This window comes from Micromonospora sp. NPDC048935 (assembly GCF_043197875.1).
GTDB lineage: Bacteria > Actinomycetota > Actinomycetes > Mycobacteriales > Micromonosporaceae > Micromonospora.
This window is the reverse complement of the sequence record NZ_JBICTZ010000005.1, coordinates 346,343-366,843: the sequence shown is the minus strand read 5'-3', so window position 1 is coordinate 366,843 and position 20,501 is coordinate 346,343. Positions and strand designations below refer to the sequence as shown.

At 72.2% G+C, this 20,501-nt stretch carries 25 protein-coding genes; 17 read left to right on the top strand and 8 right to left on the bottom strand.

What is annotated here, in order from left to right; genetic code table 11:
- Positions 1 to 16: 16 nt before the first annotated feature.
- Complete coding sequence (gene ureG, locus ACGFIW_RS17355; protein ID WP_393316492.1) at positions 17 to 769, top strand: urease accessory protein UreG; 753 nt, start codon at positions 17 to 19, stop codon at positions 767 to 769.
- Complete coding sequence (locus ACGFIW_RS17350) at positions 769 to 1,548, top strand: urease accessory protein UreD (RefSeq protein ID WP_393316154.1); 780 nt, start codon at positions 769 to 771, stop codon at positions 1,546 to 1,548. Before ureG ends, ACGFIW_RS17350 begins: the two co-directional genes overlap by 1 nt.
- 101 nt (positions 1,549 to 1,649) lie before the next feature.
- Here the strand turns inward: ACGFIW_RS17350 and ACGFIW_RS17345 are convergent, their stop codons facing one another.
- Entirely contained in the window at positions 1,650 to 2,147 is a 498-nt protein-coding gene (locus tag ACGFIW_RS17345) for a MarR family winged helix-turn-helix transcriptional regulator (protein WP_393316152.1), read from the bottom strand.
- 95 nt (positions 2,148 to 2,242) lie between these two features.
- On the opposite strand from ACGFIW_RS17345, the gene ACGFIW_RS17340 reads away from it, so the two are divergent.
- The 10 genes from ACGFIW_RS17340 to ACGFIW_RS17295 all read left to right on the top strand — a co-directional run bounded on the left by ACGFIW_RS17340 (position 2,243) and on the right by ACGFIW_RS17295 (position 10,545).
- Entirely contained in the window at positions 2,243 to 3,325 is a 1,083-nt protein-coding gene (locus tag ACGFIW_RS17340; RefSeq protein WP_393316149.1) for a substrate-binding domain-containing protein, read from the top strand.
- 64 nt (positions 3,326 to 3,389) lie between these two features.
- On the top strand, positions 3,390 to 3,572 hold the full coding sequence (locus ACGFIW_RS17335) for a hypothetical protein (RefSeq protein WP_393316146.1): 183 nt from the start codon (positions 3,390 to 3,392) through the stop codon (positions 3,570 to 3,572).
- 167 nt (positions 3,573 to 3,739) lie between these two features.
- Positions 3,740 to 4,984, top strand: a complete 1,245-nt coding sequence (urtA, locus tag ACGFIW_RS17330; protein WP_393316143.1) for an urea ABC transporter substrate-binding protein — start codon at positions 3,740 to 3,742, stop codon at positions 4,982 to 4,984.
- Between the two features lie 75 nt (positions 4,985 to 5,059).
- A complete protein-coding gene (gene urtB / locus ACGFIW_RS17325; RefSeq protein ID WP_393240621.1) occupies positions 5,060 to 5,947 on the top strand; it encodes an urea ABC transporter permease subunit UrtB in 888 nt (295 codons plus the stop codon).
- Entirely contained in the window at positions 5,944 to 7,131 is a 1,188-nt protein-coding gene (gene urtC, locus ACGFIW_RS17320; RefSeq protein ID WP_393316140.1) for an urea ABC transporter permease subunit UrtC, read from the top strand. The genes urtB and urtC overlap by 4 nt, the downstream gene beginning before the upstream one ends.
- A complete protein-coding gene (gene urtD / locus ACGFIW_RS17315) occupies positions 7,128 to 7,904 on the top strand; it encodes an urea ABC transporter ATP-binding protein UrtD (RefSeq protein ID WP_393316137.1) in 777 nt (258 codons plus the stop codon). The genes urtC and urtD overlap by 4 nt, the downstream gene beginning before the upstream one ends.
- On the top strand, positions 7,901 to 8,596 hold the full coding sequence (urtE, locus tag ACGFIW_RS17310; protein WP_357520777.1) for an urea ABC transporter ATP-binding subunit UrtE: 696 nt from the start codon (positions 7,901 to 7,903) through the stop codon (positions 8,594 to 8,596). Before urtD ends, urtE begins: the two co-directional genes overlap by 4 nt.
- Before the next feature lie 17 nt (positions 8,597 to 8,613).
- Complete coding sequence (locus ACGFIW_RS17305) at positions 8,614 to 9,234, top strand: hypothetical protein (RefSeq protein WP_393316134.1); 621 nt, start codon at positions 8,614 to 8,616, stop codon at positions 9,232 to 9,234.
- Positions 9,235 to 9,360: 126 nt separating this feature from the next.
- The gene (locus ACGFIW_RS17300; RefSeq protein WP_393316132.1) at positions 9,361 to 9,831 is read left to right on the top strand and encodes a molybdenum cofactor biosysynthesis protein; all 471 of its coding nucleotides are present in this window, start codon (positions 9,361 to 9,363) and stop codon (positions 9,829 to 9,831) included.
- A 192-nt stretch (positions 9,832 to 10,023) separates the two neighbouring features.
- Complete coding sequence (locus ACGFIW_RS17295) at positions 10,024 to 10,545, top strand: SUKH-4 family immunity protein (protein ID WP_393316130.1); 522 nt, start codon at positions 10,024 to 10,026, stop codon at positions 10,543 to 10,545.
- A 6-nt stretch (positions 10,546 to 10,551) separates the two neighbouring features.
- On the opposite strand, the gene ACGFIW_RS17290 is transcribed toward ACGFIW_RS17295, so the two are convergent.
- The 4 genes from ACGFIW_RS17290 to ACGFIW_RS17275 form a co-directional block, all read right to left on the bottom strand.
- The gene (locus ACGFIW_RS17290; protein ID WP_393316127.1) at positions 10,552 to 10,929 is read right to left on the bottom strand and encodes a nuclear transport factor 2 family protein; all 378 of its coding nucleotides are present in this window, start codon (positions 10,927 to 10,929) and stop codon (positions 10,552 to 10,554) included.
- 104 nt (positions 10,930 to 11,033) lie between these two features.
- On the bottom strand, positions 11,034 to 11,453 hold the full coding sequence (locus ACGFIW_RS17285) for an ATP-binding protein (RefSeq protein ID WP_393316124.1): 420 nt from the start codon (positions 11,451 to 11,453) through the stop codon (positions 11,034 to 11,036).
- A gap of 246 nt (positions 11,454 to 11,699) precedes the next feature.
- Positions 11,700 to 12,536: an SDR family NAD(P)-dependent oxidoreductase gene (locus ACGFIW_RS17280; protein WP_393316121.1), complete on the bottom strand. Its 837-nt coding sequence runs from the start codon at positions 12,534 to 12,536 to the stop codon at positions 11,700 to 11,702.
- A gap of 33 nt (positions 12,537 to 12,569) precedes the next feature.
- Positions 12,570 to 12,902 (bottom strand): nuclear transport factor 2 family protein, encoded by a 333-nt coding sequence (locus ACGFIW_RS17275; protein ID WP_393316118.1) that lies wholly within the window; start codon positions 12,900 to 12,902, stop codon positions 12,570 to 12,572.
- 217 nt (positions 12,903 to 13,119) lie between these two features.
- On the opposite strand from ACGFIW_RS17275, the gene ACGFIW_RS17270 reads away from it, so the two are divergent.
- Positions 13,120 to 13,506 (top strand): DUF2267 domain-containing protein, encoded by a 387-nt coding sequence (locus ACGFIW_RS17270; protein ID WP_393316116.1) that lies wholly within the window; start codon positions 13,120 to 13,122, stop codon positions 13,504 to 13,506.
- Between the two features lie 173 nt (positions 13,507 to 13,679).
- Positions 13,680 to 14,642: a hypothetical protein gene (locus ACGFIW_RS17265; RefSeq protein ID WP_393316490.1), complete on the top strand. Its 963-nt coding sequence runs from the start codon at positions 13,680 to 13,682 to the stop codon at positions 14,640 to 14,642.
- A 123-nt stretch (positions 14,643 to 14,765) separates the two neighbouring features.
- On the opposite strand, the gene ACGFIW_RS17260 is transcribed toward ACGFIW_RS17265, so the two are convergent.
- Positions 14,766 to 15,578 (bottom strand): copper resistance protein CopC, encoded by an 813-nt coding sequence (locus tag ACGFIW_RS17260; RefSeq protein WP_393316113.1) that lies wholly within the window; start codon positions 15,576 to 15,578, stop codon positions 14,766 to 14,768.
- A gap of 124 nt (positions 15,579 to 15,702) precedes the next feature.
- Between ACGFIW_RS17260 and ACGFIW_RS17255 the strand changes: the two genes are divergently transcribed.
- The 3 genes from ACGFIW_RS17255 to ACGFIW_RS17245 are packed head-to-tail and all read left to right on the top strand — an operon-like array spanning position 15,703 to position 18,320.
- A complete protein-coding gene (locus ACGFIW_RS17255) occupies positions 15,703 to 16,167 on the top strand; it encodes a hypothetical protein (protein ID WP_393316111.1) in 465 nt (154 codons plus the stop codon).
- A gap of 5 nt (positions 16,168 to 16,172) precedes the next feature.
- Positions 16,173 to 17,513: a hypothetical protein gene (locus tag ACGFIW_RS17250; RefSeq protein WP_393316108.1), complete on the top strand. Its 1,341-nt coding sequence runs from the start codon at positions 16,173 to 16,175 to the stop codon at positions 17,511 to 17,513.
- A 36-nt stretch (positions 17,514 to 17,549) separates the two neighbouring features.
- On the top strand, positions 17,550 to 18,320 hold the full coding sequence (locus ACGFIW_RS17245) for a nucleotidyltransferase domain-containing protein (protein WP_393316105.1): 771 nt from the start codon (positions 17,550 to 17,552) through the stop codon (positions 18,318 to 18,320).
- A 16-nt stretch (positions 18,321 to 18,336) separates the two neighbouring features.
- Here the strand turns inward: ACGFIW_RS17245 and ACGFIW_RS17240 are convergent, their stop codons facing one another.
- Both ACGFIW_RS17240 and ACGFIW_RS17235 read right to left on the bottom strand, forming a co-directional pair.
- Positions 18,337 to 18,873 carry a GNAT family N-acetyltransferase gene (locus ACGFIW_RS17240; protein ID WP_393316102.1) on the bottom strand — a complete coding sequence of 179 codons (537 nt, stop codon included), beginning with the start codon at positions 18,871 to 18,873 and terminating at the stop codon, positions 18,337 to 18,339.
- Between the two features lie 54 nt (positions 18,874 to 18,927).
- Positions 18,928 to 20,322: a dihydrolipoyl dehydrogenase family protein gene (locus ACGFIW_RS17235; protein ID WP_393316099.1), complete on the bottom strand. Its 1,395-nt coding sequence runs from the start codon at positions 20,320 to 20,322 to the stop codon at positions 18,928 to 18,930.
- Positions 20,323 to 20,501 lie beyond the last annotated feature (179 nt).

The window sequence follows — 20,501 nt, the reverse complement described above, 5'->3', positions numbered from 1 at the left end:
TGTTGTGCCGAGCGCTGTGCCCGCCGTCGAGCCGACCACGCCGCCGGCCGACCCGTTCCACGACGAGAGCGTCCCGCACACCCATCCGGAACCGGGGGTCGACCCGCACCCGCCGCTGGCCCGGGCGGGTCGTGCCCTGCGGGTCGGTATCGGCGGCCCGGTCGGGTCCGGCAAGACGGCCCTGGTGGCCGCGCTCTGCCGTGCCTTTGCCGACGAGTTGCGGCTCGGCGTGGTGACGAACGACATCTACACGACCGAGGACGCCGACTTCCTGCGGCGGGCCGGAGTGCTGGATCCGGCGCGGATCCGCGCGGTGGAGACGGGCTGCTGCCCGCACACGGCGATCCGCGACGACATCGGCGCCAACCTGGACGCCGTCGACGAGCTGGCCGATGCGGTCGGCCCGCTGGATCTGGTCCTGGTGGAGAGCGGTGGGGACAACCTGACCGCGACGTTCAGCCGAGGGCTCGTCGACCGGCAGATCTTCGTGGTCGACGTGGCCGGAGGGGACAAGGTGCCCCGCAAGGGCGGACCCGGCGTCACCGCCGCCGACCTCCTCGTGATCAACAAGACCGACCTGGCGCCGATGGTGGGGGCCGACCTGGCCGTGATGGATCGCGACGCGCGAGCTCGACGTGGCGACCTTCCGACCCTCTTCCTGTCCATCGTGGGCGATCCGACGGCGAGTACGGTCGCCGACTGGATTCGGCACGAGTTGGCCCACCACGCCACCGCGCACCCCCTCGCCGTACCGGTCGGCCCGGTCTGATGCGAGCACTCGCCCGGCTGGTCGCCCGGGCCGACGGTCGAGGCGGGACGGTACTTGTGGAGTTGCACGGCGAAACACCACTGCTGCTGCGCCAGACCCCGACCGACGCGGGCTTCGCCACCGTGCACCTCGTCGGCGGGGCGGCCGGCCCGATCGCCGGGGACGATCTGCGGCTGGAGATCGAGGTGGGACCGGGCGCGGCCGTCCGGGTGCACACAGTCGCCGCGTCGATCGCCCTGCCGGGCCGGCCGGGGGCGGTGTCCCGGATGGCGGTGCGGGCGGTGGTGCGTACCGGGGCCACGTTGCACTGGCTCCCCGAACAGTTGGTCGCCGCGGCCGGTTGCGCGCACCTCGCCGAATCCCGGATCGACCTGGCCGCCGGGGCGAGCCTGCACTGGCGCGACGAGCTGATCTGCGGCCGGTACGGCGAGACGCCCGGCGGGGCGGTGGTGCACACCCACGTCGACTACGCGGGCCGGCCGCTGCTGCGGCAGTCCCTGGCCGTGGGACCACAGGCACCCGGCTGGGCCGGGCCCGCCGTGCTCGACGGCGCGCCGGCCACCGGTTCACTGCTGGTGGTCGACCCGTCGCGGCCCGCCGCACCTCCGACGGCCGAGGGCAGTGTCGCTCGGCTGCCGCTGGCCGGGGGGCCGGCGACACTGTGGACCGCCACCGCCCCGGACGCGCACACCCTGCGCACCCACCTCTGTCCGCCATCCATAAGTGGGCGTCCGGAATCCCGGTCCCGACCTACGCCATCGACGACGACACCGCCATGACGGTGGCCGATGGCACAGTGGAGGTCGTCTCCGAAGGAGACTGGCGTCTGATCAACCCCTGACCGAAGGCCGACCCGGCTCCGAGGAGTGGTCGGGCCGGGTCAGCCGTGCGGGCCACCGGACGGGCCGGCGTTGGCGTGGACGCGTTGGCGGGCCGGGTCGAGACGGCTGATCAGGTCGTCGAGCGCGCCGACCAGGTCACCGGCCTGCGGCGCACCCGGCTCGGCGGCCTGCGCGATGCCCAACTCGGCGAGGCTGGCGCGGACCCGCTGGTCGAGGCGGTCGTGCTCGCGGCGGCCCCGGGCGGTCAGATACGCCCGGATCCGCCGCCTGTCGATCGGATCGATCCGGCGGAAGACGAGGTTACGGTCGACCAACTGGTCGACAAGCTTGGTGAGGGTGCCGGGAGGCAGTGACGCCTCGGCGGAAACCTCGCTCATCGGGTGGCCCTGGCCGTCGGCGAGCAGGCAGAGCACCCGCCACGCCTCGATGGTCAGCGCGTCGTCGGCCAGGACGGCGCCCAGCCGGCGGGAGAGCAGCCGTTCGGCGCGGGTGAGCGAGCGCAGCAGGTCAGCTGGCGCCCCGGGCACATCTGACATGAAACTCCCTGGTCCGTGGCTCTGTCATGCTACCGAGTCGTCCCGGTCCGTGGTGAGCTCTGGCCTTCCGTCGTGGGCCGGGCAATCATGTGCACATGTCCGCGCCGGCACCGCCGTGGCTGACCGTCGACCGTGCCGTGGTCAGCATCGCCCTGGTCTACCCGATGCGCGGGCCGGCCGGCATGTTCGGCCCGACCTGCGAGCTGTGTGCGCAACTCGCGGTCGAGGAGATCAACAGGTGTGGCGGGGTGCTGGGCCGAGAGGTGCGGCTGGTGCCGGTCGACGGCGGTGCGCCGCCGGCCGAGGTGGCCGCCGAGGTCGAGGCACTGGTGTCGGTGGGGGCCGTGCAGGGGGTGACGGGGTGGCACATCTCCTCGGTGCGCCAGGCGCTGGCGCCCCGCGTCGCGCATCGGGTGCCGTACGTCTACACCGCACTCTACGAGGGCGGTGAGCGTACCGAGGGGGTCTTCCTGACCAGCGAGACGCCGGACGCCCAACTGTGGCCCGCGATGCGGCTGCTCGCCGGAGAGCAGCGGGTGCGTCGCTGGTTCGTGGTCGGCAACGACTACGTGTGGCCGCGGCGGACGGCGCGGGCCGCCCAGCGCTACGCGCTGCGGTGCGGCGGGCAGGTGGTGGGCCAGCACTTCCTGCCGTTGGACGCGCACGACTTCGACGAGGTGCTGCGCCGCATCGAGCACAGCGACGCCGACGCGGTGGTGATGCTGCTCGTCGGTGCGGACGCGGTGCGGTTCAACCGCGCGTTCGCCCGCTCCGGGCTGGACCAGCGTTGTCTGCGGCTGAGCACCCTGATGGACGAGAACATGCTGCTGGCCAGCGGTGCCGGCGCGACCCGACGGCTGTTCAGCACCGCGGGCTTCTTCGCCGGACTGGTGACCCAGGAGAACCTCGACTTCCACGGCGAGTTCGCCAGTCGGTTCGGGGTCGAGGCGCCGCCGCTGGGCAGCCTGGGGGAGTCCTGTTACGAGGGCGTGATGCTGCTCGCCGCGCTGATCGGCCAGGCCCGCACCCTCGACGTGCGGGCCATCGAGACGGCCGCCGACACCGTGGCGTACCACGGGCCACGCGGGCGGTTGCGGCTGCGCCGGCGGCACGTGCGTCAGCGTATCTACCTCGCCGAGGCCGACGGGCTCGACTTCACCGTGCTCGCCCAGCTCTGATCGGTGGCCGGGTCGACGTGACCCTTGACAGCCGCACCCGCCGCGGCCCTAAGATACTTCCTGCGTGAAGGATCTGCCCCTGCGGGCAGCCGCCACCAATGTGTGTCCCCGATCGGCGAAAGCGTTCGCCGACCATTGTGGTGGCAATTTTCCCCGAGATTTCCAGCGGCCGACACCGTCTTTCCCGGACGGTGTCGGCCGTTTTTTCGCGGTCGTGCCGCGCGGCTGGCGGGAAACACTCAATTAAGGGCCGGGAAACACGTTCGCAATGATGCCGGTCGACGCTTTCCCTGCCCGTATCCGCTGCGGTGCCCCGGTGGCGTCCACCCGTCGACCCCGGCATCGCCCACGTCAGATCCACCGGACCGCACCGACCGTCCATTCGCCACTTGAGCGCACCGCAGGGGAGAATTGATGTCATTATTCCGGGGCCGCCGCATCCTGGCGGGTGCCATGACCCTGGTCGCCGCGGCCGCGATGACCGCGTGCGGCAGCAAGACCACCGACGAGGGAAGCGCCACCGGCGTCACCGCCGACGTCTCCGGCTCCACCGTCAAGGTCGGCCTGCTCAACTCGCTCTCCGGCACCATGGCGATCAGCGAGGTCACCGTCCGCGACTCCATCATGCTCGCCGTTGAGGAGATCAACGCGGCCGGCGGCGTCCTCGGCAAGAAGATCCAGCCGGTCGGTGAGGACGGTGCCTCGGACTGGCCCACCTTCGCCGAGAAGGCGGAGAAGCTCATCTCCGAGGATCGGGTCGCCGCCGTCTTCGGCTGCTGGACCTCGGCCAGCCGTAAGGCGGTCAAGCCGGTTTTCGAGAAGAACAAGGCGTTGCTGTTCTACCCCGTGCAGTACGAGGGACTGGAACAGTCGCCCTACATCTTCTACACCGGCGCGACGACCAACCAGCAGATCGTTCCCGGGCTCGACTACCTCAAGGCACAGGGTGCGAAATCGGTCTATCTGGTCGGCAGTGACTATGTGTTTCCCCGCACGGCCAACAAAATCATCAAGGCGTACGCGGCCGCCAACGGGATGACCGTGTCCGGCGAGGACTACGCGCCGCTCGGGTCCACCGAGTTCGGCACGATCGTCAACAAGGTCAAGTCGTCCGGGGCCGACGCCGTGTTCAACACCCTCAACGGTGACAGCAACGTGGCCTTCTTCAAGGAGTACAAGTCGGCCGGCCTGACCGCCACCGCGATGCCCGTGGTGTCGGTGTCGATCGCCGAGGAGGAGGTCAAGGGCATCGGCACCCAATACCTGGAGGGCCAGCTCACCGCCTGGAACTACTACCAGACCACGCCCGGTGCGGCGAACTCGAAGTTCGTGGCCGCGTACAAGGCCAAGTACGGGGCGGACAAGCCGACGAGCGACCCGATGGAGGCCGCGTACGTGGCGGTGCATCTGTGGAAGGCGATGGTCGAGAAGGCCGGCGCCTTCGACGTGGAGAAGGTCCGCGCCGCGTCCGGGGGAATCACCTTCGACGCGCCGGAGGGCACGGTCACGGTCGACGGGCCGACCCAGCACATCGCCAAGACCGCCCGGATCGGCAAGATCGGCGCGGACGGTCTGATCACCGAGGTGTGGAACTCCGGCAAGCCGGTGCAGCCGGACCCGTACCTCAAGACCTACCCGTGGGCGAGTGGCCTGAGCTGACGATGCCGGCCCGGGCGGGGCGCGTTGCCGCGCGGTCCGCCCGGGCCCCCCGACCAGCAGTACGGAGTACCCACCGTGACAGTCCTCTTCGGTCAACTCTTCACCGGCATCAGCATCGGCGCGGTGCTGCTGCTCATCGCTCTCGGCCTCGCGCTGACCTTCGGCCAGATGAACGTGATCAACATGGCGCACGGTGAGTTCATCATGGCCGGCGCGTACACCACCTATGTCCTGCAACAGAGCATCACCGGGGCCGGCCTGTCACTGGTGGTCGCGCTGCCGGTGGCCTTCGTGGTCGCCGGCACCATGGGCGTGCTGCTGGAGATGCTGCTCATCCGCCGCCTCTACGCCCGGCCACTGGACACCCTGCTGGTCACCTGGGGTGTGTCGCTGATGCTTCAGCAGCTCGCCCGCGACGTCTTCGGCAGCCCGAACGTGCAGACCCGCGCTCCCGACCTGCTGACCGGCAACGTGGCGCTGCCCGGTGGGCTGACCATCGCCAACAACCGGCTGTTCATCCTGGCCCTGGCGCTGGCCGCGGTCGCGGCGCTCACCCTGGCGCTGCGGCTCACCCCGCTCGGACGCCGCATCCGCGCGGTGGTGCAGAACCGCGACCTCGCCGCGGTGTCCGGCATCCCGACCGCCCGGGTCGACCGGACGACCTTCTTCATCGGCTCCGGCCTGGCCGGGCTGGCCGGAGTGGCGCTCACCCTGCTCGGCCCGATCGGCCCCACCATGGGCACCAACCTGATCATCGACGCCTTCCTGGTCGTCGTGGTCGGCGGGATCGGCCAGCTCAAGGGCAGTGTGATCGTCGCCTTCGCCCTCGGCGTGCTCCAGGCCACCGGGGAGTACCTGACCACCCTCAGCGTCGCCAAGGTGATCGTGTTCGTGGCGATCGTCGCGTTCCTCCAGTGGCGGCCACAGGGCCTGTTCACCCTGCGGACCAGGAGCCTCGCATGACCGCCCTCACCCCCGCGCCACCCAGCACCGCCGTCCACCCGGCACCCGCCGGCACCGAACCACCCGGCCCGCCCGCGCGCCGCTCCCAGCTGCGGACAGCGGCCGGCTTCGCGTTCGGCGCGGCCCTGCTGTTCGCCGTGGCACCGCTGGTGCTGTCGGACTTCCGGCTGGCCCTGCTCGCCAAGTACCTCTGCGTCGCCATGGTGGCGGTCGGCATCGGGATCGCCTGGGGCCGGGGCGGGATGCTCACCCTCGGCCAGGGCGTCTTCTTCGGCCTCGGTGGCTACGCGATGGCCATGCACCTCAAGCTCGCCGACGCGGGCCCGGGTGGGATGCCCGACTTCATGCAGCTGTACGGGCAGCTCGACGAACTGCCGCTGTGGTGGCGGCCGTTCGCCAGCCCGTGGTTCGCGCTGCCCGCGACGGTACTGCTGCCGATGGTTGTCGCCTTCGGACTCGGGTCGCTGGTGTTCCGCCGTCGCGTCCGGGGCGCGTACTTCGCGATCCTCAGCCAGGCGCTCGCGGCGGCGATGGTGATCCTGCTGATCGGGCAGCAGGGCACCACGGGTGGCACCAACGGGTTGACCGACATCAAGGGCTTCTTCGGCTACAACCTCGACGACCCGGTCAACCAGCGGATGGTCTACTTCATCATCGCCGGCACACTGCTGGCGTTGCTCGCGCTGACCCGCCAACTCATCCAGAGCCGCTACGGGGAGCTGCTGGTGGCGGTCCGCGACGGTGAGGAGCGGGTCCGTTTCCTCGGCTACGACCCGGCGTCGGTCAAGCTCGTCGCGTACGTCGTCGCGGCCGGCATGGCGGGGCTGGCCGGGGCGCTGTTCGTGCCGGCGGTGGGCATCATCTCGCCGGCGCTGATCGGCATCGTCCCGTCGATCGAGTTCGTCATCGGGGTGGCGGTGGGCGGCCGGGCCACCCTGCTCGGCCCGGTGCTCGGCGCGGTGGCGGTGGCCTGGGCGCGTACCGCGTTGTCGGAACGCTTTCCCGGCACCTGGACGTACCTGCAGGGTCTGCTCTTCGTGGTGGTGGTGGCGTTCCTCCCCGGTGGCCTGGCGTCGCTGTGGGCGTTGGCCCGCCGCCGCGAGGACGGCGTGGCAGCGCGTCGGCGTGGATGGTTACCCACGGGTCGGCGACGCGCCGAGCGGTCGGAGGTGCCGGCGGCATGAGCGACGAGCGGCTGGACGGGTTGTCCGTCCGTGACGTGCGGGTCAGCTTCGACGGGTTCACCGCCGTCGACGGGGTCTCGTTGGAGGTGCCCGCCGGTGACATCCGCTTCCTGATCGGGCCCAACGGCGCCGGCAAGACCACCCTTGTCGACGCGATCACCGGCCTGGTCCGGGCCACCGGCTCGGTCCGCTTCGGCGAGCACGAGCTGCTGGGCCGCCCGGTGCACCGGATCAGCCGGTTGGGCATCGGGCGCACCTTCCAGACCTCGACGGTCTTCGAGGAGCTGTCGGTTTTGCAGAACCTCGACATCGCGGCGGGTGCCCGGCGCAGTTGGGCGACCCTGGCCCGCCGTCGCCGGGGCATCCCGGACGAGGTGGCCTCGGCACTGGAGACCATCGGGCTGACCGGGCGGGCCGGGCACCTCGCCGGGACGCTCGCGCACGGCCAGAAGCAGTGGCTGGAGATCGGCATGCTGCTGGTGCAGGATGTCCGGCTGCTGCTGCTCGACGAGCCGGTCGCCGGGATGAGCCACGAGGAACGCGACGCCACCGGTGCCCTGCTGGAGACGGTGAGCCGGGACCGCACGGTGGTGGTGATCGAGCACGACATGGACTTCCTGCGTCGGTTCGCGCGCACCGTCACCGTGCTGCACGCCGGTCGGGTGCTCAGCGAGGGCACGGTTGCGCAGGTCCAGGCGGACCCGCGCGTGCAGGAGGTCTACCTTGGCCATCCGGTCGACGCCGGGTCGGCCCCCACGGTCCTGGAGGCATGATGCTGACGCTGCGCGGGGTACACGCCGGGTACGGGCGCTCTCGGGTGCTGCACGGGGTGGACCTCACCGTCCCGCCCGACGGGGTGGCCGCCGTGCTCGGCCACAACGGCGCCGGCAAGAGCACCCTGCTGCGGGTCGCGGCCGGGCTGCTGCGCCCGAGTGCCGGCACCATCGAGCTGGACGGCGAGGACGTCACCCGTCTCGGGCCGCACGAGCGGGTGGCGCGGGGCATGGCGTACGTCCCGCAGGGTCAGCAGAGCTTCCCGCACCTGACCGCCGCGGAGAATCTGCGGCTCGTCGCCGACGGGCGGCGCGACGGGGCGGTGGCCACCGCGGAGGTGCTGGACCTGTTTCCGGCCCTGCGCCCGCTGCTGCGGCGGCGGGCCGGACTGCTCTCCGGCGGCCAGCGCCAGCAACTGGCCATCGCCCGGGCACTGATCACCAGGCCGAGGTTGCTGATGCTCGACGAGCCGACCGAGGGCATCCAGCCGTCGGTGGTCGCCGAGATCCAGGAACGGATCGTCGAGCTGACCCGGCAGTCCGGGTTCAGTGTGCTGCTCGTGGAGCAGCACCTGGGCTTCGCGTTGCGGGTGGCGAACCGCTACCACGTGCTGGAGTCCGGCCGGGTCACCTCGCACGGCGACGGGGGTGTCACGGCGGAACGGGAGGTCCGGGCGGCCCTGGCGGTCTGAGTGGCAGGATCTGGACGGTGAGCGGCACCCGGGAGTTCGACATCGGCGGCACCACCCTGCGCCGCACCGCCGGCGCGTCGAACTGGGCGCCGGTGACCCCGACCAGGTGGCAGTTCACCCACGACCAGGTCATCCTCGCCGAGGCCGGCGAGAGCCGGCCGGGGCCGCGCCGGCCCTTCGAGTACGCCGTGCTGACCGCCGGCCCGGCCTGGTCGTCGGCCGAGATCGACGCGTGGGTACGACTGGACACCCCGGTGGAGGTCACCAACCGGGACGTGATCATCGTCTTCGGCTGGCGTTCGGACACCGAGTTCTACTACGCCCACCTCTGCACCGACAACACGATCTACCCGCACAACGGCATCTTCAAGGTCGACAACGCCGACCGGGACCGCATCGACCACCAGTGGAACGGCCGATCCCGTGGCGCGGACCCGGCGATCACCGACGCCGACTGGCACCGCGTGCGGGTGGTGCACCTGCCGGCCACCGGCGAGATCGCCGTCCACCTCGACGGGCATCGGAGCCCGCTGATGACCGCGACGGACACCACGTTCGGCTCCGGGCGGGTGGGGTTCGGCTCGTTCGACAACGTGGGCCGGTTGCGCGACCTGATCGTCACCGGCACACCGGCCTGAACCCCGGTGTGGCCCCTTTGCTCTGCACCCGCGGAAGCGCCGGGAGAGCGGCGCCCGCCGCCGTCCCCACCGGGTCATCCGCCGACCTGGCCCGCCGGTCCCGGTCCGGTTCGTAGAATCCCTGCCATGCCGGAGATCGTCGAGTTGCTGGCCTCGCCCGTGCACCGCTTCCTGGGCCGGCCCGCCGACGGCCCGGCACCGGCTCCACCCGGTGAGCTGGTCGACGCCGTCCGGATCCGGGCTCACCTCGGCATCGTCGGCGACCGGTACTTCGGCCAGCAGGCGCACCGCGACGCCAGCGTCACGGTCATCGCCCAGGAGTCACTGCCGGTCGGCATCGGCCTGGCCGAGGTGCGGCGCAACATCCTCACCACCGGGATCGCCGTGGACGAGCTGATCGGCAGGGTGCTGGTCCTGGACTCCGGAGACGGCCCGGTCAGCCTGCGGGTCAACCGGGCGGCCCGGCCCTGCGCCTGGATGGACGTCACCGTCGGCCCGGGGGCCTGGAAGGCGTTGCGTACCACCGGCGGCATCCGCTGCACGCCACTCACCGACGGGACCCTGCGCGTCGGCTCGATCGACGCCGTGGTGAGCTGAAGCAGCCGTGGTGAGCTGAGGAAACGACTCGACGGGCAGCGCCCCGGGACCGGTGGCGGCCAGGCTGGCCGATTCGGCGAGCTGACGTCGCGGCCCGCCGCTGCGTGGTAGAACCAACACGCATCGGTGTGCGGAGCGGAGGGCAGGTCCAGACCGCACCGGACGGGACCTGGCCCGAACAGAGGTGGTGCATTGATCCCCGAGCTGCGGCAGCTCATCGAGGAGCTGCGGGTGGACCTGGCCGACCAGCCGGCGAGCGTGGCGTTCGCCGAGTTCGGCGAGGGTGCCGCCATCGACGCCGTTCCGGTCGGGTTGCCGGACACCCTGCGGGATCTGCTGCTGGTCGCCGACGGGCTGCGCGCCGGTCGGGTCGAGCTGGCGTCCACGGCGACCCTCGCGGGGGTTCAATACCACCTCGACTACGCGCCGGACTTCTCCTCGATCCCGCAGGACCGGGCGGGCTGGCTGGTGATCGGGACCCGTAGCGACGAGCCGATCTTCATGGACCGGGGCACGGGCGCAATCTGGTATTTCCCACCGACCGGCACCGAGTGGTTCATGTCTGACGCGTTCGAGGAGCTGGCCCCCGACCTCGGGTCCTTCGTGGACTACTACGTGCTCGGCCCGGGTTATGCCGAGCTGACCCCCGCCGACGACAGGTGGTTCGCGTTCCTCGACGAGCAGGGCCTGCTCGACGTCGACGACGGGACCTGACCCGGGTCAGACCGGGCTGGTGTGTGCGGCGAGGACCCGCCAGCCGTGTGGGTCGTCGTGGACCCAGGTCCGGGTGTAGCGCAGGCGCGCCGCGAACGGCGCCCCCTCGAACACACCGGACACCCGGCCCAGGAAGAACGTCACACCGGTCTTGCCGACGACGAGCAGGTCCAGCTCCTCCTCGACCAGTTCCTGCACCACCGAGCGACGGTCCCGGTGGGCGGCCAGGTCATCCTCCTTGGTGTAGGCACGGCCGTCCGGGCCGATGGCGATCAGCTGGTCGACGAGCAACTGGTCGAGGGCGGCCACGTCGCCGGCCCGCTGGGCGTCCTGCAGGGTCCGCTCGGCATCGAGCAACTCCGCCTCGCGTGCGCTGTCCGGCATCGTGCCGTCCTCCCGATCGGTGTCGGCCCGGTGTCACCGTCGGCCCGGGCTGTCCGCATTGTGGCAGCCGGCGTGGCCCGCAGCGGGGAGATCGCCGGCGGTGTTCACAGGCTCAGGCGAATCCGTACGACGGTCTCGCCGGGGCGGGTGAGCACGGCGACCTCGTCGCAGACCTGCTCCACGATCGCCAGCCCGCGCCCTCGTATCGCGTCGGCGGCCGGCATGCCCCGGCCGAACGCCCGCGTCGGCCCCCGGTCGACGACGTCGCAGAACAACTGACCCGACTCGGCCCAGAGCCGGACCCGGCCGCCACCGGTGGTGTGCTGCAACGTGTTGGTGGCCAGCTCGCTGACCGCGAGCGTCAGCAGCTCCACCCGCTCCGCCGACAGACCCCGGGCCAGCGCCCCGACGCTGACGAACGCGCGCAGTGCCCGCACGTCCGTCGCGACCTGGTACGACATGGTGTCCGCGAGGCCGGCGGGGATGCTCTGCTCGGCCATGACCTCCGGTCGCTCGGGCGGCATCAGCCCACCGTCCGCGGGTCGCCGGTGAACCGCACCACGACCGACCCGGGTGCGGTGGACATGCGAGCCGCGAAGTGCGCCATCGGGCAGCAGCAACCCTTCTCGTAGCGACAGCTGTTTGTTCACACATCATGTCACCTGTTGGCTTCATGGCCGTCCCGCCCGTTCGGCGGTCGATCCGGCGACGCACGGACACACCGGCCCGTACCCCGGCCCGGTCGCCGCGTCGGTCGGGGAGCGCGTCGGTCAGGGGGCCGGGTCGAAGGCGATGGACTCGCTCAGCTCGCGCCACCGCGCGTCGGACGCGGCCAGGGCCTCGGCGGCGGCCGTGGCACCCGCCACGGCGTCGGCGCCGAGCAGCAGCCGCAGGGGAGGGTCGTCGACCCGGGTGATCCGGATGATCGCCTGGGCCGCACGGGCCGGGTCGCCCGGCTGGTTGCCGCTGGCCTGGCGCAGCCGCTGCACGGCCGGATCGATGACCGGCCGGTACGGGTCGCTGATCGGCAACATGCTCATCGACGAGCCGGCCCAGTCGGTCCGCAACGCGCCCGGCTCGACGCTGGTGATCCGGATCCCGAACCCCTCGACCTCCCTGGCGAGCACCCCGGAGAAGCCGCTGACCGCCCACTTGGCGGACTGGTACGCGCCCAGGCCGGTGCTGGCGACCCGGCTGCCGACGCTGGAGATCTGCAGGATGTGCCCGTGCCCCTGGTCGCGCATCGCGGGCAGGGCGGCGCGGGAGAGATTGACCACCCCGTAGAAGTTGGCCTCGATCTGGGCCCGGAAGTTGTCCTCCGGCATGTCCTCGATCGCGGCGACGTCGGCGTACCCGGCGTTGTTGACGAGGATGTCCAGGCTGCCGAACGTGTCCACGGTGGTGCCGGCGACGGTGCGGGCGGCCGCGGCGTCGGTGACGTCGAGCGCCACCGTCCTGACCTGGTCGCCGTACCTGTCGCGCAGGGCGTCGAGCTGGGCCGGGTCGCGGGCGGTGGCGACCAGGTGGTCGCCGTCGGCGAGCACGGCCTCGGCGAGCGCCCGACCGAGGCCGCGGGAACACCCGGTGATGAGCCAGACTCGCGGCACGTGGTCTCCTCCTGTCGGGCGGCTCGGCTGCTGCTACGGGCGGATGTCCAGGGCGCCGATCAGGTCGCCGCGCAGGGTGAACCGGTAGCGCAGCTCGATCGGGCTGCCGGGGAAGTCGCCGGACAGCCGGATGCGGACCAGGTACGAGTCGCCGGCCTGCGGTGTGACACCGACCGGCTCGGCCGTGTAGGTGTAGGCATCCATCGCCTTCTGCCGCCAGGCGCGGATGGAGGCCCGTCCGTCGTAGAGCCGGTCCTCGTCGGCGACGCTCGCGGTGTCCGCGAAGCAGGCGACGAAGGCATCCAGGTCCCGGTCGTTGACAGCCCGGAAGTACCTGTCGAGCACGTCGGGTAGGTCCACCGCCATCTGCTCCTCCTGTGGCACGGGCCGCCGTCGGTTTCCCGGTCCGACCTCACCGTACGAGAAGGTGACGGCCCCGCGCGGAGCAACGAACAGAACGACCGGGCGGGCGCGCGACCAGGGCTCGCCGGCCGTGCGCGCCGGTGGGCGTCCGGGTCGGTGGGCGGGGTTTGCCACCGGTCGGCCGGGGTAGGCACGCCTTTCCGAGGTGAAGGGCGGGGGCATGGCCGAGCTGGGGTTCGTCGACAAGGTTGCCGCGCGGGCGGGCATTGCGCCGGAGCAGGCGCGACCACTGACCGAGGCTGTTCTGCGGACCCTCACCGAGCGCCTCAGCGGTGGTGAGGCGGGCGCGCTGGCCCCGCACCTGGCCGACGAGCTGAGCCCGCTGCTGGTCAAGGCCGCGGAGCCGCCCGAGGCGTTCGGCTACGACGAGTTCCTGCGCCGGGTGGCCGACCGCGCCGGGATCGACAGATCCGCCGCCGAGCGGGGTGCCCGGGCCGTCCTGCAGACGATGCACCGGGTGGTCGGGCACCGGGAGTTCGAGGACGCCCTGGCCCAACTCCCGTCGGATCTGCGGGCGCTGGCCCAGCCACTGCCGCACGGCCCCTGACCCACGCGTGTGCCGCCGGACGACCAGGCATCGATGACCGTTCGGTCCCTGGCGTGCCGGGCGCGATGCCGGTTCTACTGTGCGTGACCGTTTGAACGCGCAGTGGTGAGGTCCGGTCGTGCCCGCCCGCGGGCCTTCGCCGCTCCGATGCGAGGAGCGTTCCCTTGGCGTCCGTGCTGTCCCCGCGTTCCCTGCTGACCGTCGCGACGACGACAGTCGTCGCCCTGACCACCCTTGCCCCCGTTCCCGCCGCCGCGTCCCCGCACACCTACCGGGTCGTCGACCTCGGCACGCTGGCCGGGGGAGACGGCGCCGCGACGGCGATGAACGACCGCGGCGACATCGTCGGCTGGAGCACCGTCGCCAGCGGCGCCCGGCACGCGGTGCGCTGGCGCCACGGCGTCATCACCGACCTCGGCGTGCTGCCGGGTGACACGGATTCCACAGCCGTGGACGTCAACGAGTTCGGCGACGTGGCGATCACCTCGTTCGGCGCCGACTACCTGACCCGGGCGGTGCTCTGGCGCAACGGTCACCTCCTCGACCTGGGCACCCTGGGCGGGGAGAACAGCGTGGCGATCGGCGTCAACGACCGGCGGCAGGTGCTCGGCACCAGCGAACCCGCCGGCGACATGCCGCACCGGTTCCTGTGGCGGGACGGCACCTTCACCGACCTGGGCCGGGAGTACTTCTACGAGTTCACCGCCGATGTCAACAACGCCGGTGACGTGGTGGGCGGGTGGAACGTGCCGCCGCAGGACTATCCGTGCACCTGCGTCGGCGGCCGGCTGCGCGACGGGGTGCTAACCCAGATCGGCAGCGAGGCCGTCGGCGTCAACAACCGGGGCCAGGTGGTGGGCGCGGCCAACGGGCGGGCCTTCCGCTGGCAGAACGGGATACTTACCGACCTGGGTACGCTCGGCGGCGACTGGAGTCGGGCCACCGCGATCAACGACCGGGGCGTGGTGGTGGGCCAGAGCACCACCACCGCGCAGTGGCACCCGTTCCTCTGGCGCGACGGGGCGATGACCGACCTGACCACCCGGGGCGTGCGGGAGACCGACGTGATCGAGGACATCAACATCCACGGTCAGTTCGTCGGCGCCCGCGGGAACCGGCCGGTGCTGTTCCGCTGAACGAGCGCGGCCCGACCCGCCGCCCCTCCCGGTGGAGACGACCGCGCCGCTGCTTCCCATCCGCCCTGACCTGAGCCCCAGTCCACCGCCACCTGCCGGTCCGTGTCGGGCCGGGCCGCCGGCCTACCGCCGACCGCGTCGGACCGGACCGCCGGATCGTTTGCCGGGCCGCCGGGCCGGGGTGCCGCCCCTGCCCGCCGGGCCGGCGGGCCGACGGCTCGGCGGGGTGGCTGCGCGCGCGGCGGGTCGACGGCGGGCCGCCACCAGCACGATCGCGGCGACCACGACGACGATCAGGGCCGGGACCAGCCAGGCCGGAAACCCGCCACCGGAGCGCTCCTCGCTGGCGGCGGGCGGAGCCCCGGTCGGGGCCACCGGGCTGTCGGTCGCCGCGGGGGCGGCCGACCCCTCGCCCTCGGCCTGGGCCAGCAGCGCCGGGTCCGGCCCCGCCGTGGGTGCCGTCCAACCGGCCGGCGCCGCCGTGCTGCGTCCCTGGTAGTCGAAGGTGACGCTGCCCCGCACCGCCTCGCCGTCCGAGGCGACGGAGAGGTAGCTGGCGGTGTAGCGGCCCTTCGCCGGCCAGTGCGCGACGGTCACCAGGGCCGGGAAGCCGGTGTGGTAGAGCCGTGGCTCGAACACGCCGTTGACCTTGAAATATTCCGTGACCGGCTTGTCCAGCCGCTTCGGTTCGCCGGAGGACCAGCCGCTGTCCACCCGCGAGCCGTTCGGCCCGACGATGGTGAAGTGCGCGTTCGTGGCCGGCTTCTCGGTGAAGTACAGGGCCAGTTGGGTCAGCGGCTCGCGCACGACCGTGCCGGTCAGCGGGGTGGAGGTCGCCAGCTGACCGTGCGCGGACGCCGGAGCGGTGGGCAGCAGCAGCGACACCACGAGCGTCGCGGCCAACGCCGCCACGGCGCGGCTCAGGGTGTGACGCACAGTGATGAGCCTCGATCGCATTCGTTCATCATGGTCATGTCGCCGTCGCCGAACAAGACGTAGAGTTCTCCTCCCCGACGATCACCCCGCCACCCGTCCCCCTCGCGTCGTTCGGAGCCCGCCCGTGTTCGTCCGTACCCCCACCCTCCGCGCCGCTGCCGCCCGCACCGCCGCTCTCCTCACCGCCCTGCTCATCGCTGGCTGCGGGCACGACGACGACCCGTCCGTGACCACCCCCACCGCGCCGGCCACGTCCGCCGCCCCGCCGAGCGCCGCCACCACCGCGCCGACCCCGACGGCCAGCCCGTCATCCAGCGCACCGGCGGCGGACCACGAGATCGTCGTGACGATCGCCAAGCGGCGGATCAGTCCGCCGACCGGACGGATCACCGTGGGTAAGGGACAGCTGGTCCGGATCACCGTCACCTCGGACGTGTCGGACGAGCTGCACGTGCACGGCTACGACCTGGGCGCTCGGCTGCCGGCCGGTAAGCCCGGCTCGGTGGAGTTCCGGGCCGACAAGACCGGTCTGTTCGAGGTGGAGACGCACGAGACCGAGCTGGTGCTCTTCCAGCTCGTCGTCCGCTGAGCGAGATGAGCGGCCCCGCGACGCTGCTGGCACACGGCGTCGGTGGCCGCCAGGACCTACCGATCACCCTGCCGCAGCTGGTCGTCGCCGCCGCACTGACCCTCGTCGTCACGTTCCTCGCGCTGGGCCTGCTCTGGCGCGAACCCCGACTCGATCGGGACGCGACCGGCGGCCAGCCGGTGCCGCGACGGCTCGCCCGGCTCGTCGACGCACACCCGTTGCGGTGGGCGCTGCGCGGGCTCGGCCTGCTCGCCGCCGCCTGGTTCTGCCTAGGTCTGCTGGGCGGGCCGGACACCGCGGACAATCCGAGCGCCGGCGCGCTCTACGTGCTGCTCTGGGTCGGGCTGGCCCCACTGTCACTGCTGCTCGGACCGGTCTGGCGGGCGCTCAACCCGCTGCGTACGGTGCATCTGCTCGCCGCGCTGGCGACGCGTCGCAACCCGGACCGGGGGCTTCGGGTGCTGCCACCCGGTGTGGGGCTGTGGCCGGGTGCCGTCACGCTGTTCGGGTTCGTCTGGCTGGAACTTGTCGCACCCGAACGGGCCACCCTGCCGGTGATCACCGCCTGGCTCGCCGCGTACGCGGTGGTCATGCTGGTCGGGGCGACCCTGTTCGGGGCCGGCTGGTTCGACCGCGCCGACCCCTTCGAGGTGTACGGCACCCTGATCGGTCAGCTCGCCCCGATCGGCCGTGCCGCCGACGGCGTACTGGTCTGGCGCAATCCGCTCGACGGGATCGCCGGCCTGCGGCCCCGCCCTGGGCTGGTCGCCGTGGTGATCGTGCTGCTCGGCTCGACGATGTACGACAGCCTGTCCAACGCGCCGGGCTGGTTGCGCTTCAGCCAGGAGAACGGCCTGCACCCGGCGGTCACCGGCAGCGGTGGGCTGGTCCTGGTCATCGCCGCCGTCGCGGTGGCGTACCTGCTCGCCACCGCGGCCGCGGCCCGCATCGGGCGAGCCGACCCGGCCGACGCCCGAGCGGTGCCGGGCGAGATCGCCCACTCGATCGTGCCGATCGCGGTGGGCTACGTGGTGGCGCACTACTACTCGTTGCTGATCCTGGAAGGTCAACGCACCGTCGCGCTGCTCTCCGACCCGCTGGGCACGGGCGCCAACTGGCTCGGCACCGCCGACCGGGAGCCGTACACCGGGCTGGTCACGCCCTCCGGGGTGGCCAGCCTCCAGATCACCGTCATCGTCCTCGGACACCTGGTCGGCACGCTGCTCGCCCACGACCGTGCCCTGTACCTGTTTCCCCGGGCCCGTGCGGTGGCCGGTCAGCTACCGCTGCTGGCCCTGATGGTCGCCTACACCGTCGCCGGTCTGCTGCTGCTCTACGCGGGGTAGTTCCGCCCGGCTCCGACCCGTGCGCCATGATGGCCCGTGGACTCCGCTCTCCAGCGCTATCTTGACGACCTGGTCGCCGCCTCCCGGGACGTGCTCGGTGCCGACCTGGTCGGCGCGTACGCGGCCGGCTCGGTGGGGCTCGGCGCGTACCAGGCCGGCCGCAGTGACGTCGACGTGGCGTTGGTCAGCACCGGACCGCTCACCGACACCGTCAAGCGGACGTTGGTGGCGCGGCTACGGCACGAGGCCCTGCCCTGCCCGGCGCGCGGGCTGGAACTCGTCGCGTACCGGCGGGACGTGGCCGCCTCCGCAACCCCCGAGCCGGGCTTCGAGGTCGAGCTGAACACCGGGTCCGGCATGCCGTTCCGGTGCACCCTCGACCCCGCCGACCGACCGGTCGGCGACGGCCGCTTCTGGTACGGGCTGGACCGCAGCATCCTGCACCAGAGTGGGCTGCCGCTGCTCGGCCTGCCGGCGGCGGACGCCTTCGCCGACCTCGCCCCGGCCGACCTGCGTCGCCTGCTCGTCGACGCGCTGTCCTGGTGGCTGGCCCTGCCGACCCCACCGGACGACAGGCCCGCGCCCGGCACCGAGGACGCCGTGCTCGGCGCCTGCCGGTCGCTGGTGCGCCACCGCGACGGCGTCTGGCTGGCCAAGGTCGCCGCCGGTCAGCGGCTGCTCGACGCCGACGAGCCGGCCGAGGTGATCGGCCGGGCGATCGCCGCACGCCACGGCGGGCCCCCGCCCACCGGGGCACAGGCCCGTGCCTTCCAACAACGGGTACGCGACGAGATTGCCGCCGCGTAGTCGTGCCCTGTGGTCCTCAGCGGACCGGCCTCGGGTCGAGGTCACGGACGAGCAGATCCATGGGCGGGCCCCACGGCAGGGCCGACGTGCCGACCTGCCACCACCCGTTGCGCGCGTAGATCTCCCGTGCCCGAGAGCGGGGGTCCGAGGCGAGAGTGGCGTACCGCTCCGGCCGGTCGGCGAGCAGCCGGCGCATCAGCTCCGCGCCGACTCCCTCGCCACGGCGCAGCGGGTGGACGATCCACTCCATCACCGCCAGCTTCGACGCCGCACGGATCCGCGCGGGCGGTTCGGCGTCGGCTCGGGACCACCAGTTCCCGGCCGACATGGTCCACCCGTAGGCCGCACCGACCAGGGAGGGGCCATCGGCGACGGTCACGATGGTGAAACCGGGCCGGGCGGCCTCGCCGGGCAGGTTGTCGCGGAAACGGGACACCTGGTCGGGGCCCTCCTCGTACGGCGGCTCGGCGTAGACACACTCGTACAGGTCGACGAGCGGCCCGAAGAAGCGTGCCGCGTCGTGGCCGTGGCTTGTCGCGTGGGTCAGGGCCATGCCCGGATGCTAGACGCGTACGCGAATCGAGCGCTCCGACGGAAGTCGCGGCCCTCAGCGGACCGGGCGGGGTTTGAGCGAGGCGAAGAGCAGGTTGAGCCCCTCGGTCATGGTCGGGTGGGTGATGACCGCGTCGCGCAGGGCGGTCCACGGCATCCCGGCGAGCATCGCCAACTGTACCGAGGTGATCACCTCGCCGGCCTCGGCGCCGAGCAGCGCCGCGCCGAGGATCCGGTCGGTGGCGGTGTCGATGACCGCCTTCCACATGCCCTGGGTCTGGCGCAGGGTGCGCGCCCGGGGGATCGCGGCGACCGGCAGGTGGGCCACCTCGATGTCGTACCCGGCGCGGCGCGCCTCGGTCTCGGTGAGCCCGACCCGGGCCAGCTCCGGGGTGGTGAAGACGGTGTACGGGATGAGCCGGTCGGCGGTGCTGCGCTGTCCACCCGCGAGGTTCGCCCGGATGATCCGGTAGTCGTCCAGCGAGACGTGGGTGAACTGCGGGCTGCCGGCGACGTCACCGGCCGCCCAGGTCCGCTCGGCGCTGGTGCGCAGGTGCTCGTCGACCTGCACGAAGCCCCGCTCGTTGAGGCGTACGCCGGCCACGTCCAGGCCGAGCCCGTCGGTGACCGGTTCCCGCCCGGCCGCCACCAGCACGTCATCTCCGGTCACCAGGCTGCCGTCGTCAAGCGTCACCCGGAGCGTGCCGTCCACGTCACGGTCGACGCGGGCGACGGCGATGCCGACGCGGACGTCGATGCCGTCGTCGAGGAAGACCCGCAGCACCGCGTCACTCACGTCCGGGTCCTCCCGGGGGAGCAACCGGGGGCCGCCCTCGACAAGCGTCACCGCGCTGCCGAACGACGCGAACATCTGCGCGAACTCCACCCCGACGGTGCCGCCGCCGAGCACCACCAGCCGGGCCGGCAACCGGTCCAGGCGCAGCAGCTCGTCGCTGGTCAGCACCCCGGCCTCGGCCATCCCGGGCACGGAGGGCAGATGTGGACGCGTACCCGTGTTGATCACCACGTCGTCGCCGCGCAGCAACCGCTCACCGCCGTCGGCGAGCGACACCCGTACGGTCCGGGGGCCGACGAACCGGGCCTCGCCGATCACCAGGTGCAGGCCGGAGTCGAGGAACTGCTGCCGGTTGGCGGCCACCATCCCCTCGACGACGTCCTGCTTGTGCGCACGCAACAGGTCCACGTCGACCCGTCCGCCCTGCACGCTCAGGCCGAGCGCGGACGCGTCACGCAGCAGGCGGGCCGCCCGGGCGCTGGTCACCAGGGCCTTCGTCGGGATGCACGCGACGTTGATGCAGCTGCCGCCGATCATGCCGCGTTCGACCATGGCGACCCGCTGCCCGGAGCGGGCGACGTCCATACTCAACGTCTTTCCGGCCTTGCCGCCGCCCACGACGAGCAGGTCGAACTCCTCAGGTCCGTCGGTCACCGGGCGCTCCTCTCGGTCACCGGGCAGGCCGGCGGCCACCGCTGGTGCGCGACGGCCAGCCCAGCCTGCCAGCTCCGGGGAGACCGGCGACCCCGTTCCGGGCAGAATCGCCCCAGGCCAACCGTCGTTGAGAGGGTTGTCCGCAAGGGTCCGGTCGGTGCCGTTCTCGGCATGACCCG

What these genes read in the sequence shown, in the direction of transcription:
- ACGFIW_RS17350 (WP_393316154.1), top strand. Translation starts at nt 769, where the DNA reads ATGCGAGCACTCGCCCGGCTGGTCGCCCGGGCCGACGGTCGAGGCGGG.
- ACGFIW_RS17345 (WP_393316152.1), bottom strand. Translation starts at nt 2,147, where the DNA reads ATGTCAGATGTGCCCGGGGCGCCAGCTGACCTGCTGCGCTCGCTCACC.
- ACGFIW_RS17340 (WP_393316149.1), top strand. Translation starts at nt 2,243, where the DNA reads ATGTCCGCGCCGGCACCGCCGTGGCTGACCGTCGACCGTGCCGTGGTC.
- urtA (WP_393316143.1), top strand. Translation starts at nt 3,740, where the DNA reads ATGTCATTATTCCGGGGCCGCCGCATCCTGGCGGGTGCCATGACCCTG.
- urtC (WP_393316140.1), top strand. Translation starts at nt 5,944, where the DNA reads ATGACCGCCCTCACCCCCGCGCCACCCAGCACCGCCGTCCACCCGGCA.
- urtD (WP_393316137.1), top strand. Translation starts at nt 7,128, where the DNA reads ATGAGCGACGAGCGGCTGGACGGGTTGTCCGTCCGTGACGTGCGGGTC.
- urtE (WP_357520777.1), top strand. Translation starts at nt 7,901, where the DNA reads ATGATGCTGACGCTGCGCGGGGTACACGCCGGGTACGGGCGCTCTCGG.
- ACGFIW_RS17300 (WP_393316132.1), top strand. Translation starts at nt 9,361, where the DNA reads ATGCCGGAGATCGTCGAGTTGCTGGCCTCGCCCGTGCACCGCTTCCTG.
- ACGFIW_RS17290 (WP_393316127.1), bottom strand. Translation starts at nt 10,929, where the DNA reads ATGCCGGACAGCGCACGCGAGGCGGAGTTGCTCGATGCCGAGCGGACC.
- ACGFIW_RS17285 (WP_393316124.1), bottom strand. Translation starts at nt 11,453, where the DNA reads ATGCCGCCCGAGCGACCGGAGGTCATGGCCGAGCAGAGCATCCCCGCC.
- ACGFIW_RS17275 (WP_393316118.1), bottom strand. Translation starts at nt 12,902, where the DNA reads ATGGCGGTGGACCTACCCGACGTGCTCGACAGGTACTTCCGGGCTGTC.
- ACGFIW_RS17270 (WP_393316116.1), top strand. Translation starts at nt 13,120, where the DNA reads ATGGCCGAGCTGGGGTTCGTCGACAAGGTTGCCGCGCGGGCGGGCATT.
- ACGFIW_RS17250 (WP_393316108.1), top strand. Translation starts at nt 16,173, where the DNA reads ATGAGCGGCCCCGCGACGCTGCTGGCACACGGCGTCGGTGGCCGCCAG.
- ACGFIW_RS17240 (WP_393316102.1), bottom strand. Translation starts at nt 18,873, where the DNA reads ATGGCCCTGACCCACGCGACAAGCCACGGCCACGACGCGGCACGCTTC.